The organism is Burkholderia sp. Tr-862 (assembly GCF_011753085.1).
Lineage (GTDB): Bacteria > Pseudomonadota > Gammaproteobacteria > Burkholderiales > Burkholderiaceae > Burkholderia > Burkholderia ambifaria.
Map to the genome: position 1 here is coordinate 31895 of NZ_VWWG01000043.1, position 17592 is coordinate 49486.

11 protein-coding genes are annotated in these 17592 nt (G+C 66.6%); 4 read left to right on the plus strand and 7 right to left on the minus strand.

Features of this window, described 5'->3' with window-relative positions; all coding sequences use genetic code 11:
* Positions 1 to 58: 58 nt before the first annotated feature.
* The 7 genes from F3J14_RS14800 to F3J14_RS14830 form a co-directional block, all read right to left on the minus strand.
* The gene (locus F3J14_RS14800; protein WP_166723628.1) at positions 59 to 544 is read right to left on the minus strand and encodes a Biofilm PGA synthesis auxiliary protein PgaD; all 486 of its coding nucleotides are present in this window, start codon (positions 542 to 544) and stop codon (positions 59 to 61) included.
* Complete coding sequence (pgaC, locus tag F3J14_RS14805; RefSeq protein ID WP_166723629.1) at positions 522 to 1793, minus strand: poly-beta-1,6-N-acetyl-D-glucosamine synthase; 1272 nt, start codon at positions 1791 to 1793, stop codon at positions 522 to 524. The genes F3J14_RS14800 and pgaC overlap by 23 nt, the downstream gene beginning before the upstream one ends.
* Positions 1790 to 3883: a poly-beta-1,6-N-acetyl-D-glucosamine N-deacetylase PgaB gene (gene pgaB, locus F3J14_RS14810; protein WP_166723630.1), complete on the minus strand. Its 2094-nt coding sequence runs from the start codon at positions 3881 to 3883 to the stop codon at positions 1790 to 1792. The genes pgaC and pgaB overlap by 4 nt, the downstream gene beginning before the upstream one ends.
* Before the next feature lie 15 nt (positions 3884 to 3898).
* Positions 3899 to 6736, minus strand: coding sequence for a poly-beta-1,6 N-acetyl-D-glucosamine export porin PgaA (gene pgaA, locus F3J14_RS14815; RefSeq protein WP_166723631.1), 2838 nt, complete (start codon positions 6734 to 6736; stop codon positions 3899 to 3901).
* Positions 6737 to 6840: 104 nt separating this feature from the next.
* Complete coding sequence (locus tag F3J14_RS14820; protein WP_166723638.1) at positions 6841 to 7635, minus strand: hypothetical protein; 795 nt, start codon at positions 7633 to 7635, stop codon at positions 6841 to 6843.
* 86 nt (positions 7636 to 7721) lie between these two features.
* Positions 7722 to 8153 carry a hypothetical protein gene (locus tag F3J14_RS14825; RefSeq protein WP_166723632.1) on the minus strand — a complete coding sequence of 144 codons (432 nt, stop codon included), beginning with the start codon at positions 8151 to 8153 and terminating at the stop codon, positions 7722 to 7724.
* A gap of 683 nt (positions 8154 to 8836) precedes the next feature.
* Positions 8837 to 9829, minus strand: a complete 993-nt coding sequence (locus F3J14_RS14830) for a LysR substrate-binding domain-containing protein (protein WP_166723633.1) — start codon at positions 9827 to 9829, stop codon at positions 8837 to 8839.
* A 670-nt stretch (positions 9830 to 10499) separates the two neighbouring features.
* On the opposite strand from F3J14_RS14830, the gene F3J14_RS14835 reads away from it, so the two are divergent.
* From F3J14_RS14835 to F3J14_RS14850, 4 genes are all read left to right on the plus strand, one after another.
* The gene (locus F3J14_RS14835) at positions 10500 to 11915 is read left to right on the plus strand and encodes a circularly permuted type 2 ATP-grasp protein (RefSeq protein ID WP_166723634.1); all 1416 of its coding nucleotides are present in this window, start codon (positions 10500 to 10502) and stop codon (positions 11913 to 11915) included.
* Positions 11916 to 11979: 64 nt separating this feature from the next.
* Positions 11980 to 12921 (plus strand): alpha-E domain-containing protein, encoded by a 942-nt coding sequence (locus F3J14_RS14840; protein WP_166723635.1) that lies wholly within the window; start codon positions 11980 to 11982, stop codon positions 12919 to 12921.
* Positions 12922 to 12929: 8 nt separating this feature from the next.
* The gene (locus F3J14_RS14845; protein WP_166723636.1) at positions 12930 to 13946 is read left to right on the plus strand and encodes a transglutaminase family protein; all 1017 of its coding nucleotides are present in this window, start codon (positions 12930 to 12932) and stop codon (positions 13944 to 13946) included.
* A 93-nt stretch (positions 13947 to 14039) separates the two neighbouring features.
* Positions 14040 to 17474, plus strand: a complete 3435-nt coding sequence (locus F3J14_RS14850) for a transglutaminase family protein (RefSeq protein WP_166723637.1) — start codon at positions 14040 to 14042, stop codon at positions 17472 to 17474.
* Positions 17475 to 17592: the final 118 nt, after the last annotated feature.

The window sequence follows — 17592 nt, forward strand, 5'->3', positions numbered from 1 at the left end:
GGAGCGGTGTCGCGCCGCGCGGCATGCGTCGCGCGCGGCGCGGCACGTCTCCGCTGACCTATTCGCGGTGTTGTGGCCCTGCGTGCGCGACCCATTCGATGCCCGAGATCGAGCCGTTCGCGTCGTGCGACGCGACGAGAATGCGCGTCGTGCGTCGTGCGCCGCGCCGGCGGGCGCCCGCGAGCGCGGTCGGGACCGAGCGTACCTTCACGCTGGCCGAGCGCCGCAGCATCTTCGACACGCGCCACCGGTATGCGAGCGGATGCACGACGCGCCCCGCGATCAGCCACATGACGATCGTGCCGGCGATCAGCGCGATGCTCGTCACATAGAACACGATCTGTTCGATCGGCATCTCGGCCTCGTTGAACGGCAGCAGGTAGCGGTAGGTATAGATGCAGATCGATGCCCAGACCCCACCCACCAGCGCGGGCCGCATGAGGCGGAACCACGCGACGAGCACGGGTCCGACGATGCCGCCGCGCTCGGCGATCAGTTCGCGCGGGGCGCGCAGGGAAAGGTCAATAATCGGCGCGTTCTTCATGTTGAATGCCTCGGTCGGGACTGACCCAAACGGCGCGCTTGCCGCGGCCCCGCAGTACGACGGCGGGCAGGGCGACGACGGTGGTGACCATGCTGATCAACCAGAACGCGACGGGGTACCAGATAGTGTCAAGGAAGTACATCAGGAGTTTTTCGTCGTAACGACGATCGATCATGCTGCCGATAATCAGCTGCAGGATGCAGGTCGCCACCAGCAGCATCCCGTGCCAGTGCGGCACCACGGACACATGCCAGCTCGGCGGAAGCGGGTAGACGACGTTGATCAGCGCGAGCAGCAGGATGAACGACATCGAGTACGCCCACGCGATGCCGATCAGGTACTCGATGAACAGCGGCCACATCATCATCTGCGTCGGCCGCGTGAGCGTACCCGCGTACTTCATCAGCACCTGGATGCCGCCCTTCGCCCAGCGCAGCCGCTGACGGTAGAGCCCCCTGACCGTCTCGGGCATCAGGATCCAGCTGAGTGCGTGCGGCTCGTACACGACGCGCCAGTCGCGGCACTGCAGCTTCCAGCTGATGTCGATGTCCTCGGTCAGCATGTCCGAGCTCCAGTAGCCGACATCGGCGAGCGCGGTCTTGCGGAACATCGTGATCACGCCCGACACCGTGAAGATGCGGCCGTACACCTGCTGCGTGCGCTTGATCAGCCCCACGATCGACGAGAATTCGCCGACCTGCATGCGCCCGAGCAGCGACGTGCGCGTGCGGATTCGCGGATTGCCGGTGACCGCGCCGACGCCCGGATCGGTCAGGAAATGCTCGAGCATCCAGCCGATCGCGTCGTGCGCGAGCAGGGCGTCGCCGTCGATGCAGAGCAGGTATTCGGCGTTCGATACCGCGGCCGCGGTCGTGAGCCCGACCGCCTTGCCCTCGTTGCGCGCATGATGGATCACGAGCAGCCGCGGGATCTCGACGGCCAGCTCGTTGAGGATCTCGCCGGTGCGGTCCTGGCTGCCGTCGTTGACCGCGATGATGTCGTAGTTCGGGTAGTCCATCTCGTTCAGGTGCCGGATCACGCTGCGCGCGTTCGCCGCTTCGTTGAAGCACGGCACGACGATCGAGATCTTCGGGATGCCGCTCGACGCGATCGTGCGCGTCGACAGCTCGCGGCCCTCCTCGAGCAGGAAGTAGTGAACGACGCCGCCGATCATCCATAGATACGACATGAAGAACGGATAGTAGAAGACGAAGTCCTGCAGGCGCTGGATGATGCTATGGGTGTTCATGGCGTCTTGGTTCCCTGCGGATGCTGCATCTGCATCAGCGCGTTGATCGAGTTCTGGTCGAGGCGGGACTTCAGCGACATCACGTCGCGCATCGCTTCGAGTTGCGGCTGGCCGTTCAGGAAGTTGTCGGGGTAGTAGCCGAAATTCACCGCGCCCTTGCTGCGCAGCCGCCGCATTTGCGCAAGCAGCGTGCCCGCCGGCACGTCCTTGTGCGCGCGCCAGTCGTACGACTGCAGTTCGAACACGGTGCGCTCCAGCCCACGCTGCTTCGCATGGACGGCCTGCACGAGCTGGTCGAGCCAGCCTTCGGGATCCTTCGCCTGTTCCATGTACGGCATCGCCATCAGCGCGACGTAGTCGTAGGTCGCGAGGAAATCGTCGTAGTTTTGCGCGTACCACGCTTCTGATTCGGGCTTGAGCACCGGCATCGCGAAGATGTTGCGTGCGGTCAGCACGTCGCCCGCATTCTGGTGGGCCAGCACGATCTGCGAGAGCTGGCGGGTCAGGTCGATCAGGTAGCGCGACTTCTGGCGCGTCCAGCGCTTCATCAGGTCGGGGTTCTCGCGGATCTTGCCGATATCGGCCGGCAGCCCCCACTGCGAATAGATGCGCAGCGCGTGCTTGCCCGCATCCTCGTAGTCGTCGAGCACGGCGTCGTCGCTGAACAGGATGCCGCTGAACGACGCGTGCTTGGAGAGATCCTCGTAGATCTGCTGGATCATCAGCCGCGCTTCCGGATCGAACGGGCTCAGCCGGAACACGCGCGTGCCGTTCTCGCGGGCCGGCGCGCCGCCGTATGCGCTCACGGCCTCGATCCCGCGCTGCTTGTCCGCCGGCGGCCGGAAGGCGAGCACCGGCATCCATGCGTACACCTGCACGTTGGCGCGTGTGTTGAGCTGCCACGCGGCGCGCGAGAACAGGTCGGCGCGCATCGGCAGGTGCCGGTTCGGGAAATACACTGCTTCGGCCACACCGGTGCCTTTCGGATCCGCATACGCCTGCAGGTACACCGATTTCGGCTGCATCCGGTAGATGCGTTCGATCAGCTTGCCGAGATTCGCTTCCTGCCGAGCGGGATCCGGATCGTAGACCTGGTCGAGATCGACCTGCACGGTGCGCTCGGGCACGTCGACGTCACCGCGGTTGGACGCCGGTTCGCGCATCGAGCGCTCGAATCCGCCGATGTCGACGTCGTACATCATCAGGATCCGTCTCAACCGGTCCAGCGGCACGTCCGGCGTATTCGGACCGGCGTCGAGGCTGAACTGGATGTCCATGCCGAGCGACGTCGATATCTTGCGCACGGGCTGGTTTTCCGCGCCGTATGGCCACACCATCGAGCGTGCGACGATGCCGGTGTGTTCGCGGATCTGCCGCAGGCATGTCTGGAGGTCGTTGTGCACGCGCGCTTCGAATTCGGCGTCGGTTTCATAGCGCTTCTGGTCCTGCAGGTAGAGGTGCGAGGTGGTCGCGGGCAACTCGTTGCCTTGCGGATTCGCGATCGCGCCGTGATGGAGGTTGTGAGTGTGGCAACCGAGCTCGACGAAGGGCGACTGGCCGAGCTTCTTCACCTCGTCCCACGACAGGAAGTAGTCGCGCGGCACCTGCACCTTGTCGCTGATGCGGATCGGCGTATCCGGCGGCATATCGATCCACGCGGTGACGATGCCCATCACGGCCGGATACTTGAAGCGCTCGAGCAGCGGCAGCACCTTCGTGTAGTGGCTGCGAAAGCCGTCGTCGAACGTGAGCAGCACCGAGCGCGGCGGCAGCGGCTTGCCGCCGTGCCGCGACGCCTCGATCTGCTTGACCGTGATGGTGTGGTAGTTGTTGGTCTGCAGCCACGAGAAGATCGCGGTCAGCGTGCCGGTATCGACCGCGAACGGATCGACGATCGCCGACGGGGAGTTGAACGACGCCATCAGGTTGTCACGCACGTCATGCAGGCAGATCACGCGAAACGTCTTGCCGTCGGCCGGGTCGGACGGCGGCAGCAGGTCGATCATCTTGGCATTGGTCACGCCCGGGAACAGCGAGCAGGCGGCAAATGCGCCCATGCATCCGCACATGAAGGTCCGTCTGGATTGCATCGTACGATCTCCTTGTTAGAACGGCAGGTTGAGCGACAGGAAGCCGGTTTCGGAGCGCTCGCGCTCGCCGTCGTACGCGTGGCTGCTGACTTCGACGCCGTAGCTCAGCGTGATGTCATGCTTGAACGTCCACGCGTGCTCGAGCCGCGCGCTCCACAGCGCACTGGTGCCGAATCCGCGCTCGTTGTAAGCGCCGCCCGACACCGAGATGCGCTGCTGCAGCCCCATGTCGCCTTTCTTCCACAACGTCAGCTGGTGCATCACGGTCGCCGCGGCCGTATAGTCGCGGCCCGGGCTGAAGTAGGGTGCGTCCTGGCGCGTGTTGCTGCCGGTGCCGAGATCCAGCGATACGTTGACGAGCTGGTTGGCGGCCGTGTACACGCGCTGCGTGGCCGTCGCCGTGATCTCCTGGTGCAGGTTCGAATCGCTGTAGCGGCTCACGCCGTAGCTCAGCTTGACCTCGCGCCGGTCGTTCTGGCGATACACGACCGACGCGTTCGCGGAGCGGCCCCAGATGTGCGCGGCATACGCCTTCCACGGCAGCGAGTTGTCATTGCTGTCGAGCCCGCCGGAGACGGTCCAGTAGTCGTTCAGCGCGTAGGCGATCGTCCCGCGGCCGCCGGTTCGGCCGTCCCCGCCGAACGAGCGCGTGACTTCGCCGAGGACCGTGAGCGGCCCGTGCCGGTAGTCGCCGCCGATGCCCGTGCGGGTGCGGCTGATGCTGCCGTTGTCGGTTTGCGCGTGGCCGAAGAACGTGTGCGAGAAGACCCGCCAGTTGTCGCCGAACGGTTGCGAATAGATGTAGCTGTCGGACGTGAAGCTGTTGTCGGCCAGCGCGCTGTTGCCGTGCTCGAAGCTCAGGTCGGTCGTGAAGATGGGGCTGCGGTAGGCCTTGTAGTCGCGCTTGAAGCTGCGCACGGCGCCGCTGTCGGGGAATGTATTGTCCAGGGTCTGGTCGACGGTCTTCGCAGTTGCGTAGTCGTCCGCCGTGAGCGACGCGCGGCCCAGGCCCGCCAGCATCTCGACGCTGTCCGGGTGGTCGGCCAGCGACGCGCGATACATCGAGATTGCCTGGCGCGGATGCGACTGGCCCGACACCGCATCGGCGTGCGCGGCGCGAACCTCCGCGTTGAACGGCACCTCCTTCTCGAGTTGTTCGAGCGCGGCGATCCCTTCGTCGGGGTGACCCGTGAAGATCAGGTATTGCGCGCGCAGCCGGTAGTAGCGCAGATAGTCGCTTTCCCCCGGGCCGTAGTTGCGCACCTCCGTGGCCGGCGGCAACGACTTGCCCATGTCGTCGAGCACCTGCTTCGCGTCCGCCGCGCGGGCCTGGTCGACGTACGACCAGAACAGCCCTTCGCGCAGTTCGATGGCGCGCGTGCGCGCACCGTACTGGAAGCCGCGGGTCGCGCGGTCCGTCGGCGACGCGGTCGCCTGATTCAGCGCACGCTGGTACACGGCATTCGCCTTGCCCGGTTCGCTCAGGTACAGGTAGGCGTCGCCGACGGCCGCCAGCGCGTCGATCGAGATCTCCGCGTCGGGCGGGATGGTCTCGAACGTCGCGACGGCCTTCGTCATGTCGCCGCGTGCCGCAAGGGCGATCGTGCGGTCGCCCGCGAGCGCCGTCCTGACCGGCGTGTATTCGGGTGTGGCCGGCATCCGCTGGTCGAGGTCGTCGGCCGCGCGCAGCGCGTTGTCGAGTCCGTCGAAGCGGTCCGAACTCGTCATCGAGCGCGACTTGTCGCGTCCGCCGCGCACCTGCTGGCGAATCGACAGTTCTTCCAGTTGCGCGATGTCGACGGCGGAGAACGCATCGGGCCGCATTTTCGCTTCGTCGAGCGCCTTGACCGCGCCGCCGCTCGCCGCGAGGCCGAACACGTCCTTGCGCACGGTCTCGACGTCGGCTGTACGGAGATCCGGCGCCTGCGCGTTCGGCGTTTCGACGTCAGGCCCCTGCGATCGTTGTAGGGATTCGCCGGGTAGCTGGGCGCCGGGCGTCTGTGAACTTGGCCCTTGGGACGACGGCAATTGCGCGCCCGGCATTTGCGTCACGGGCGCGGGCGAGTTCGGCATCGGCGTGCCGGATGCCTGAGCCGTTTGCGTCGACGCATTCGGCGGCGCGGTAGTCGCGGCTTGTGCGGATGCAGAGGGTTCGGATGGCGTCGAGGCGGTCGGCGCTGGTGTATCGGGCGGTTGGGTGCTGGCGGCCTGGGCAGGCGGCATCGGCGCGTCCGGCGTCAGCGCGATCGGTGCCGGCGCATTCGGCGGTGCGGTGTCGGCGGCCTGGGCAGGCGGCATCGGCGCGTCCGGCGTCAGTGCGATCGGTGCCGGCGTATTCGGCGGCGCGCTGTCGGCGGCCTGGGCTGGCGGCATCGGCGCGTCCGGTGTCTGCGCGACCGGCGCCGGTGTATCCGGCGGTGCGGTGTCGGACGCCTGCGCCAGCTGCATCAGCGCGTCCGGCGTTTGCGCGACCGGTGACTGCGCGTCAGGCGCCGGGGCGCTCGATTGCGGCGCTTCCGGCTCCACCACGACCGTGGTCGGCGTATTCGATGCCTGAGCGATCTGCATCGACGCGTCCGACGCCTGCGCGATCGGCGTCGGCGCATGAGGGGGCAGCGTGCCCGAACCCTGGGCGACCTGCATCGGCGCCCCCGTTGGCTGCATGTCGGGCGGCAGCGCGTCCCGCGTGCCATTGGTCCCGGTGATTTCGCGCGCGCGGCCCGCTTCCGCGTCGCCTTCGGCGGCGAAGCAGGGGCCGGACGCGAGGAGCAGCAACAGCAATGGCGCATGCAGGAGGATCCGCCGGTTGGACGGAGCGACGGTGGTGCATTGTTGTTTACGATTGTTAGCCACGGTATGTCCTCTCTTCGAATCGTTCACATCGGTTGCATGCCCGACGATGCTCGTCGCCGACCATCACGCTGCCGGGTGGCGAGGCCCGGCAGCATCCGGCCGGTTCACAGGCGGTTGCGGATCGCTTGTCCAAGCAGCGCGCGCGATTCGCTGTTCTTCGGGTCGATCGCGAGTGCCCGGCTCGCGTTGTGCTCCACGCAGTTCCATTCGTCCATCTGTGCGCATGAGCGCGCCTTCGCCAGCGCGCGGGCGCCTTCCATCTCCTCGCGTGTCACGCTGGTGGCCTCCATGTGCGCCGAGTCCGCTATATACGAATGCGGCTGAATTCTCGGCTCGGGGTCGGTGGGTTTTTTCGTGCGCGCCAGCGTCTGCGAACGTGACGTCCGGTGCGCGTCGGTCGAGCGCGCGGTGCGCGTGCTTGCCGATGCGGCGTACCCGTTGGCCGCGAGCGTCGTGGAGTGTCCATGCGCACGACGCGTGTGTTTCGCGGGGGAGTGGGCCGTCGTTTGCGGTGGCACGGTCGGTTCGGCCGCCGCCGACATCACGGGCGCGGCCGGTGGAGGCGCCGTAGCCGGCGCGGCCGGTGCGGACGACGTAACCGGTGCGGCCTGTGCGACGGCCGTTGCCACGCCGGCGGGCGCGGAGGCGCCGGAAGCGGCGTCCGTCGCGGTCACGACGGTGTGGCTATATTTGTCGACGGCGGTGCCGATCACACCAGCGATGTCGTGCGCCACGGTTGTGTGGGATGCTTTGCCCACACCCGCGTCGCGCTCGACATACGCGAACGCACCGAAGATCGTGGCAAACGCAACGATGCTGAGTGCCGCACTCTTGCCCGGGCCCCAGGAGGGTTTCGGCTGACGGACCGGCGAGTCGTCCGGTCGTTCTGCGCGAGTCATTCCATGCTCCTCGTTTCGGTGGATGGCGGTGGATGGTGGTGAATGGCGCGATCGCGCGCTGTCCGCACGCGGATTCAGGCGCGGGTTCACCATTTCAACTGCGTGGTGAGCGCACCCGTTTCGACGATCGCGAACTGCGTCGCCCCCTCATAGGTGCCTTCGACCCGGTAACTGGCCTCGGGCACGCTGAACAGACAGCGCGGCCCCGTGGCCTTGAACTCCACCAGCACGCGGCCGTGTCGCCGCAGCCGTACCTGCACGTTGGATAGCGGTTGCCCGGTGCTGCCCGCCACGAATGACACACCGAGGTTGTACGGACGGCCGTCGGGGGGGAGCGGCGCCGTCCCGTCGATTCGTGCATCACCGCAGATGTACGAAATCACGTATCGCTCCGAGCCCGCGCCGGACGCAGGCATCTCGGTTTGGGTCTGGCCCTGGGCCACGGCATGGATGCACAGCGCGAATACGACGATGCCGAGGAGCGGGCGAGCATGCTGTTTATACGACGAGGAAGACATTGCAACCTCCATCCGGAATCGATGACAACGCATTTATTCCGAGTCGAAATTATCTGCGTGCTTTTGCGACATGATATTGATACACGATGGGTTTGGAACAAACAATTGTGTGTAGCCCGAACGGCACACCGTTTAAAATGTCTTATTTAAATAGGATTCGAATTTATTCGACGAATGCCTATCAACAGAATAAAGGCGATATTGCCGGACATGAAATTTGCTCAGCGGTAGCAATGACCTGTCGGGAAACTTACGACGTAAGAGGTACCGGAATTCTTGCCGAAAAATAACGACTGATAAAAGGAAGTGTTGCCTCTGTATGCGAGGTATCGCGATGACATCGACACACAGATTGTAGAAAACGAAAAAGAGGGTGCGACGGCTTTCGCGCGAATTGTCGTGCGATGCAAATCGAAACTTTTATTTTGTTCTGTAACAGGTTATTTCCGCTGTTGAAATCGGCAAGTTATTCAGGATCAGATATTTCTGATAGAAAGAAATACGGCCCGGACTCGCAAACGTTTGGCGTGTTTTACGCGCTTGATCTAGCACGCGATATTCGCATCAAAACCCCGGGCAGGACCGGAAAATGCTCGCCGTGCGCCGTTTGAATGACGGCGCGACACGCGGTTATCCGCGCATCGTGCGCCGGCGAGTCAGGCGATGAGGGACGGGGAAGGGTGTTATCGGCTGCCGCCGACGCTGCGGCGCGCCATGCGCACGGCCGGTGCGGCCGGCTCGGCCGCGATCGGGCCATCGGCCGCGGCGCGCGGCCGGTTCATGATGTAGGTCCACAGCTGTTCGGCCGCGAGCCCGCGCTTGCGCGCGGACCGGTACAGGCGGATCTCGAGCTCGGTGATCCAGTCCGCCGAGCCCGCACGCACGAGTGAACCTTCCGCGAGTTCCTTCGCCACGCAGCTTTCCGGCAGCCAGCCAATCCCGTGCCCGGCCACGACCATCCCCTTGAGCGCCTCGGACATGTGCGTCTCGAAGCACCGGTGCAGCGCATACGATTCCGACGCGTTCAGCAGCAGCATCTCGACGACGTTCCCGAGGAACGCGCCCGACGAATACGCGAGCAGCGGCAGCGGCGCGTCCGGCGTGCCCGGCAGTTCGAATACCGGCCTGCCGCGCGCGTCGGGCGTCGACACCGGCAGGATCCGTTCGACGCCGAGCGTGACGAACGGGAAATGATTCGGATCGAGCACGATCGGCAGTTGCGGATGGTGATAGCCGAGCAGCAGGTCGCACTCACCTTCGACCAGTTGCTGCACGCCTTCGGGCACGTTCACCGCATTGACACGCGCCGTCACATGGCCGACTTCGCCGTTCAACTGCTTGAGCCATTCGGGGAACAGCGTGAACACGAGCGTATGCGCGACCGCGAAGCGCACGACCTGGTCGCTTGCCGCGAACTGGTCGTAGCCGTTCACGAGGTTGCGTGCCGCATACATGCTGCGCAGGATGTCCGCGGCCAGCCCGCGGAACATCTGCCCGGCCGGCGTCAGCGTGATGGGGTTGATGCTGCGGTCGACCAGCTTCGCGTCCATCCACGTTTCGAGCGCGGCGATTCGTCTGCTGAACGCCGACTGCGTGAGGTGCCGATGACGCGCGGCCCGGGAAAAGCTCTTGGTATCCGCAAGGCTCAGGAAATCTTCCAGCCACTTCGCTTCCATTTCGATCTTCGCTTGTTATGGTCGGGCGCCCACAGGGGCGGCGGCGCCGTTTCGCTGCACGAACCTTCTAGCCTACCGCGCCTCGCGCGCCGGCAGCCGATGTTTTTTTTCGATCGGTGTCAGTCGAAATATGCATGAGCATTGTCGGCGGCATTACGGCTGCATAAGTTTGAGGCGCCGGACCCGGCTAACCAGTTAGTTCACCGCGTCGAACGCTGGTGCGGCCGCAGACGGTACTTCCCCAGGGCCGGCCGCGCAGGTTGCGTGGCCGGCCCGCTTTCCCGCGATCGGTTGCGACGACCCGGCGCCGTGCCATCCTGATCGGCGAACGGGGGGCGGGGATCAGGGCGCCCAGGGCCAGGGCGGGTGGTGCAGGGCACCATTTGCCACGATGGCACGGTCGGCACGGGCGCAGATTTGGTGCAGTGCAGATTGCACATTCGTGACACGCGGGGGAACTATGTTCGACAGGCGCGCGCGATCGCGGCGCGTCGATGCGGCGGAGAGAGCCGTCGCTGCACCGTCGTGGTGCGTCATGGCACACGACCGTGCGCGCTGCGGCGCCAAAAGGGGGGAATCGAGCGGATAGCGCAAGGCACGTTCCTTGCAAAGAAGTGAGTACGCCGGTCCGGCATGCGCAATGCCGGGGAGAACGATGGAGAACAATTCGATGAAACCGTTCGATGAAATGCTGCAATCCGGCGACATGGTGAGAGCGCCTTACGCGCGCCTCAAGCAGTGGCTCGACACGCAGAACCCAGCAAGCCTCGCCCAGAAGGCCCACGACGCCGAAGGGGTGTTCCGCAGGACGGGCATCACGTTCGCCGTGTACGGCGACGCGCAGGCCGCCGAGCGGCTGATTCCGTTCGACATCGTGCCGCGGATCATTTCGGGCGCGGAATGGAGCCGGCTGTCGCTCGGCATCGAGCAGCGCGTGATGGCGCTCAACGCGTTCCTCGACGACATCTACCACCGCCAGGAAATCGTCCGCGCGGGCATCGTGCCGAAGCACCTGATCGCGCACAATGAGGCGTTCATCCCGGAGATGATCGATTTCCGGCCGCCCGGGAACGTTTACACGCACATCATCGGCGTCGACATCGTGCGCACCAGCGAAAACGCGTTCTACGTGCTGGAGGACAACGCGCGCACGCCGTCGGGCGTGTCGTACATGCTGGAAAACCGCGAAACGATGATGCAGCTCTTTCCGGAGCTGTTCCAGCAGGTCAAGGTGCGCCCGGTCGAAACCTATCCGCAGATGCTGCGGCAATCGCTCGCGGCCGTGTGCCCGCCGGGCGGCAACGCCGACAACCCGACCATCGCCGTGCTCACGCCCGGCATCCACAATTCCGCGTACTACGAACATTCGTTCCTCGCCGACCAGATGGGCGTGCACCTCGTCGAGGGCAGCGACCTGCAGGTGGTCGACGGCCGCGTCGCGATGCGCACGACCGAAGGCTTCCGGCAGATCGACGTGCTGTACCGCCGCGTCGACGACGCGTTCCTCGATCCGCTCACGTTCCGCCCCGACTCGGTGCTCGGCGTGGCCGGGATCATGGATGTCTACCGCGCCGGCAACATCACGATCGCGAACGCGCCGGGCACCGGCATCGCCGACGACAAGGCGATCTACTCGTACATGCCGGAGATCGTCGAGTTCTACACCGGCCGCAAGGCGTTGCTGGAGAACGTGCCAACCTGGCGCTGCGGCGAGGCCGACAGCCTGAAATACGTGCTCGACCATCTGGACGAACTGGTCGTGAAGGAAGTGCACGGCTCGGGTGGCTACGGGATGCTGGTCGGGCCGTGCGCGTCGAAGGCCGAACTCGAGGCGTTCTCCGCGAAGCTGCGCGCGCGGCCCGCGAACTACATCGCGCAACCCACGCTGGCGTTGTCCACGACACCGATCCTGACCGAAGCCGGCCTCGCGCCGCGTCACGTCGACCTGCGGCCGTTCGTGCTGGTGTCGGACCGGATCCGCATCACGCCGGGCGGGCTCACGCGCGTCGCGCTGCAGGAAGGATCGCTCGTCGTCAACTCGAGCCAGGGCGGCGGCACCAAGGACACCTGGGTGCTGGCCGACTGAGCCGGGCACGACCGCGCGCGCCGCAGCCGGCGCGCGAACCGAACGAAGACGGAGTGGACACGAGATGCTTCTGGGACGAACTGCGAGCGGTCTCTACTGGATGTACCGCTATATCGAGCGCGCGGAGAACATCGCGCGCATCGTCGATGCCGGGCTGCGGATGGCGCTCACGCGCACGTCCGACGCGCCGGCCGAATGGTCGTCGGTGCTGGTCAGCTCGGGCGCGGACGACGGCTATCGTCAGAAGTACGACGCGTATGCCGCCGATACCGTGACCGACTACCTGCTGCGCGATCGCGACAACCCGTCGAGCGTGCTGTCGTGCATCGAGGCCGCGCGCTCGAACGCGCGGATGGTGCGTACGGCACTCACGCGCGAGGCGTGGGAAAGCGTGAACGGCGCGTGGCTCGCGCTGCGCCGCGCGCTCGCGCAGCCGGTGCCGGAGAGCGGGCTGCCGGCGGTGCTCGACGAAGTGAAGCGGGAAACCGCGCTGATCCTCGGCAGCTTCTACAGCACGATGCTGCGCAACGAGATCTTCGATTTCGCGCAGATCGGCGCGTTCGTCGAGCGCGCGGACAACACCGCGCGGATCATCGACGTGAAATATCACCTGCTGCTGCCGTCGGTGTCGCACGTCGGCACGATCCTCGACAACTACCAGTGGGAGACGATCCTGCGCTGCGTGGCCGCGCACCGGTCGTACCGCTGGGTGTACGACGTGCAGTACAAGCCGATGAACATCGCCGACTACCTGATCCTGAACGGCCGCATGCCGCGTTCGCTGCGCTATTGCTACGGGCGCGTCGTGTCGAGCCTGAACCTGCTCGCGAAGGATTACGGCGTGACACACCCGTGTCACGACACGGCCGCGAAGATCCTGCAGATGCTGTCCGACACCTCGGTCGAGCGGATCTTCAAGAGCGGCCTGCACGAGTTCCTGACCGACTTCATCGGCCGCAACAACAGCCTCGGGGCCGATATCGCCCAGGCCTACAACTTCGACTGAGACTTGCCATGCGACTCGCCATCCGACACATCTCGCGTTATAAGTTCGACGATCAAGCCACCCACGCGCTGCAACGGCTGCGGCTGCGCCCGCAATCGGGGCCCGGGCAGACGGTGCGCGCGTGGCAGGTCACGATCGACGGCGTCGAGCCGACGCTGTCCTATGCGGACGGCTTCGGCAACCGGATCGACCTCGTGCGCCACGACCCCGGCGCGCGGAACGAGATCGTCGTGGTCGCGGCCGGCGTCGTCGAGACGCAGGACCGTGCGGGCATTCTCGGCAACCCCGAGGGCTATGCGCCGCCGTGGATTTTCGAGCGCGAGACCGCGCTCACGAAGGCCGGCGACACCGTGCGCGAGCTCGCGCAGGCGCTGCCGATCGAGCCGCACAGCCTCGATGCGCTGCACTGGCTGATGACGGAAGTGCACGATCGCATCGCGTACGCGCCGAACCTGGCCGACGCGCCGGTCGACGCCGAAACCGCGTTGCAAAACGGCGAGGGCACGAGCCGCGACCATGCGCATGCGTTCATCGCGGCCGCGCGCGTGCTGAAGATTCCCGCGCGCTATATCTCGGGCTACGTGCTCGCCGACAGCGCGATGCAGCGCATCGCCGACGCGAAGCAGAGCGTCGCCGACGAAGACGAGGAGGAATCGCTTGCGCTGCAGAGCAGCGAGGGCATGGAGCAGGCGCTCGGCGCGTCGCATGCCGCGCAGTCACAGTCGCAGTCACAGGGGCAGTCACAGTCGCAGTCGCAGTCGCAGGGGCTGCAGCAGCCGGCGCTCGGCGCGCAGCCGCGGGCCGCCGCGCTGATGCAGCAGCCGGCAGGGCACGCGTGGGCCGAGGCCTATGTCGAAGGGCTCGGCTGGGTCGGCTTCGATCCGTTCATGAACCGCTGCCCGGACGAGCGCTACGTGCGCATCGCGGTCGGCCTCGACCATCGCGACGCGCAGCCGGTGACAGGAGTCGGCGCGCGCGCCGTCGGCGTCGAGATCAGCGTCGTGCAGTCGCCGGAACTGGTCTGACGCGCCCCTTCGCCGAATCCGTCGTGCCGTGCCGCCGCAGTGACGGCGACGCGGCGCGCGCGGCCGGCCCAACCCGAACCGAGCGGCTCCCCCATGCCCATCCACGTCGCGCTGCATCACACCACCCGCTACCGTTACGACCGGCCCGTCAACCTCGGGCCGCAGATCGTGCGGCTGAGGCCCGCGCCGCACTGCCGGACGCCGATCATCGCGTATTCGATGACGGTCGAGCCCGCCGAGCACTTCATCAACTGGCAGCAGGACCCGTTTTCGAACTATCTCGCGCGGCTCGTGTTTCCGGAACGCACGGAACTCTTCGAGATCACCATCGATCTCGTCGCCGAAATGTCGGTGTACAACCCGTTCGACTTCTTTCTCGAAGCAAGCGCGGAGCAATACCCGTTCAGCTATGACGATGCGCTGAAGACCGAACTCGCGCCGTACCTCGCGTGCGATCCGTCCACGAGCGCGGCACCGCGGTTCCGCGCGTATCTCGACAGCGTCGACCGCACGCCGGCCGGCACCACGAACTTCCTCGTTGCGCTGAACCAGCAGCTGCAGCGCGACATCGGCTATCTCGTGCGCATGGAGCCGGGCGTGCAGACGCCCGAGCAGACGCTCGAGCTCGGGTCCGGGTCGTGCCGCGACAGCGCATGGCTGCTCGTGCAGCTGTGCCGGCATCTCGGTATCGCCGCGCGCTTCGCGTCCGGCTACCTGATCCAGCTCACGCCCGACGTGAAGGCGCTCGACGGCCCGAGCGGCACGTCGGTCGACTTCACCGACCTGCACGCCTGGTGCGAGGTCTATCTGCCGGGCGCCGGCTGGATCGGCTTCGATCCGACGTCGGGCCTGCTCGCCGGCGAAGGGCATATTCCGCTCGCATGCACGCCGCAGCCGACCAGCGCCGCACCGGTCGAAGGGCTGATCGACGAATGCGAGGTCTCGTTCGAGCACGAGATGGCGGTGACGCGCGTGTACGAATCGCCGCGCGTGACGAAGCCGTATACCGAGTCGCAATGGGATGCCGTGCGCACGCTCGGCACGCAGGTGGATGGCGCGCTGACGGCGGGCGACGTGCGGCTGACGCAAGGCGGCGAGCCGACCTTCGTGTCGATCGACGATCGCGACGGCGCCGAATGGAACACCGATGCGCTCGGCCCGACCAAGCGCGGCTACGCAACCGAACTCGTGCAGCGGCTGCGCGCCGAATACGGCGAAGGCGGCTTCCTGCATTTCGGGCAGGGCAAGTGGTATCCGGGCGAGCAGTTGCCGCGCTGGGCGCTGTCGATCTTCTGGCGGGCCGACGGTCAGCCCGTGTGGCAGGATCCGTCGCTGTTCGCCGACGAGCGCGAGCCGTCCGCGCTGACGACCGACGACGCGAAGCGCTTCATCGACGCGCTGGCCGCGCGCCTCGGCCTGACCCACGAATTCGTGCAGCCCGGCTACGAGGACGTCTGGTACTACCTGTGGCGCGAGCGCCGGCTGCCCGTCAACGTCGATCCGTTCGACTCGCGCCTCGACGACGAGCTCGAACGCGCGCGGCTGCGCAAGGTGTTCGACCAGCAGCTCGACAGCGTGGTCGGCTACGTGCTGCCGCTCAAGTGCGCGGACGATGAGTCGGGCCGCGATCGGTCGGGCCTCGACGGTCCGCGCTGGCAGACGGGCCCGTGGTTCTTCCGCGACGAGCGGATGTATCTCGTGCCCGGCGATTCGCCGATGGGCTATCGGCTGCCGCTTGATTCGCTGCCGTGGGTCACCGGCGCCGACTATCCGTACCTGGTCGAACGCGATCCGTTCGCGCCGCGCGCCGCGCTGCCGGACGCGACCGCGTTCCGTGCGCGTCATGTGGGCACGGCCGACGCGCCGCGCTATCTCGCCGGCGCGCATCGCGAAGCCCCCACGCAAACGGTCATGCAGTGGCGCGGCGACGGCAGCGACGCAGGCGGACAGCACGCGCCTGGCCTGCAGGACCCGCAGCGCCGCCCCGAGCGCTTCGAATCCGCCGGGTGGATCACGCGTAGCGCACTGTGCGCCGAAGTGCGCAAAGGCATCCTGTACGTGTTCATGCCGCCGCTCGCCGCGCTCGAGGATTATCTCGACCTGCTCGCGGCGATCGAGTTGACCGCGCACGCAATCGGCGTGAAGCTCGTGCTCGAAGGCTATCCGCCGCCGCGCGATGCACGGCTCAAGCTGCTGCAGGTCACGCCCGATCCCGGCGTGATCGAGGTGAACATCCATCCGGCCCGGAGCTTCGACGAACTCGTCGAGCAGACCGAATTCCTGTACGACGCCGCGTGGCAGTCGCGCCTGTCCAGCGAGAAGTTCATGGTCGACGGCCGGCACGTCGGCACGGGCGGCGGCAACCACTTCGTGCTTGGCGGTGCGACGCCGGCCGACAGCCCGTTCCTGCGCCGCCCGGACCTGCTCGCGAGCCTGATCGCTTACTGGCACAACCATCCGTCGCTGTCGTACCTGTTCTCGGGGTTGTTCATCGGCCCGACGAGCCAGGCGCCGCGCGTCGACGAGGCGCGCAACGACCAGCTCTACGAGCTGGACATCGCGTTCGCGGAAATTCAGCGCAACAAGCTGCTGTACGGGCAGGACATGCCGCCGTGGCTCGTCGATCGCGTGTTGCGCAACCTGCTGATCGACGTGACCGGCAACACGCACCGCAGCGAGTTCTGCATCGACAAGCTGTATTCGCCCGATTCGTCGACCGGCCGGCTCGGCCTGCTCGAACTGCGCGCGTTCGAGATGCCGCCGCATGCGCGGATGAGCATCGTGCAGCAACTGCTGCTGCGCGCGCTGGTCGCGCGTTTCTGGGCCGCGCCGTACACGACGCCGCTCACGCGCTGGGGCACCGCGCTGCACGATCGCTTCATGCTGCCCGCGTTCCTGAAAATGGATTTCGACGACGTGCTGGCCGAACTGCGCGACGCCGGCTTCGGGTTCGATCCGGCGTGGTTCGCGCCGCACTTCGAGTTCCGCTTCCCGCTGTTCGGCCAGATCGCGGTGAACGGGATGGAACTGTCGCTGCGCGGTGCGCTGGAACCGTGGCACGTGATGGGCGAGGAGGGCGCGCCCGGCGGCACGGTGCGCTACGTCGATTCGTCGGTCGAACGGCTCGAAGTGCGCGTGACGGGGCTGAACGACAACCGGCACGTCGTGACCGTCAACGGCCGCCCGCTGCCGCTGCAGCCGACCGGCACCGTCGGCGAATATGTCGCGGGCGTGCGCTACAAGGCGTGGGCGCCGCCGTCGGCGCTGCATCCGACCATCGGCGTGCACGCGCCGCTCACGTTCGACATCGTCGACACGTGGCTGCAGCGCTCGCTCGGCGGCTGCCGGTATCACGTCACGCATCCGGGCGGGCGCAACTATGCGACGTTCCCGGTCAATGCGTACGAGGCCGAGAGCCGCCGGCTCACGCGTTTCGTCGAGATGGGACACACACCGGGACGGATGACGGCATCGGCCGCCGCGCCGAGCCGCGAATTCCCGTTCACGCTCGACCTGCGGCGGCCCTGAGCGCCGGATGAACGGACGGACGACGATGCGCGGTTCGCGACCCCCCGGCGCGCCGGCCGGAGTGCTAGGATGCGGGCAGGCCGCGGCTGCCCGCCGCGTCCGCCGTGCCCGGCCGCCG

Coding starts and splice junctions, on each gene's coding strand:
- F3J14_RS14835 (WP_166723634.1), top strand. CDS start 10,500: ATGAAACCGTTCGATGAAATGCTGCAATCCGGCGACATGGTGAGAGCG.
- F3J14_RS14825 (WP_166723632.1), bottom strand. CDS start 8,153: ATGTCTTCCTCGTCGTATAAACAGCATGCTCGCCCGCTCCTCGGCATC.
- F3J14_RS14800 (WP_166723628.1), bottom strand. CDS start 544: ATGAAGAACGCGCCGATTATTGACCTTTCCCTGCGCGCCCCGCGCGAA.
- F3J14_RS14840 (WP_166723635.1), top strand. CDS start 11,980: ATGCTTCTGGGACGAACTGCGAGCGGTCTCTACTGGATGTACCGCTAT.
- F3J14_RS14850 (WP_166723637.1), top strand. CDS start 14,040: ATGCCCATCCACGTCGCGCTGCATCACACCACCCGCTACCGTTACGAC.
- F3J14_RS14830 (WP_166723633.1), bottom strand. CDS start 9,829: ATGGAAGCGAAGTGGCTGGAAGATTTCCTGAGCCTTGCGGATACCAAG.
- F3J14_RS14820 (WP_166723638.1), bottom strand. CDS start 7,635: ATGACTCGCGCAGAACGACCGGACGACTCGCCGGTCCGTCAGCCGAAA.
- pgaB (WP_166723630.1), bottom strand. CDS start 3,883: ATGCAATCCAGACGGACCTTCATGTGCGGATGCATGGGCGCATTTGCC.
- pgaC (WP_166723629.1), bottom strand. CDS start 1,793: ATGAACACCCATAGCATCATCCAGCGCCTGCAGGACTTCGTCTTCTAC.
- F3J14_RS14845 (WP_166723636.1), top strand. CDS start 12,930: ATGCGACTCGCCATCCGACACATCTCGCGTTATAAGTTCGACGATCAA.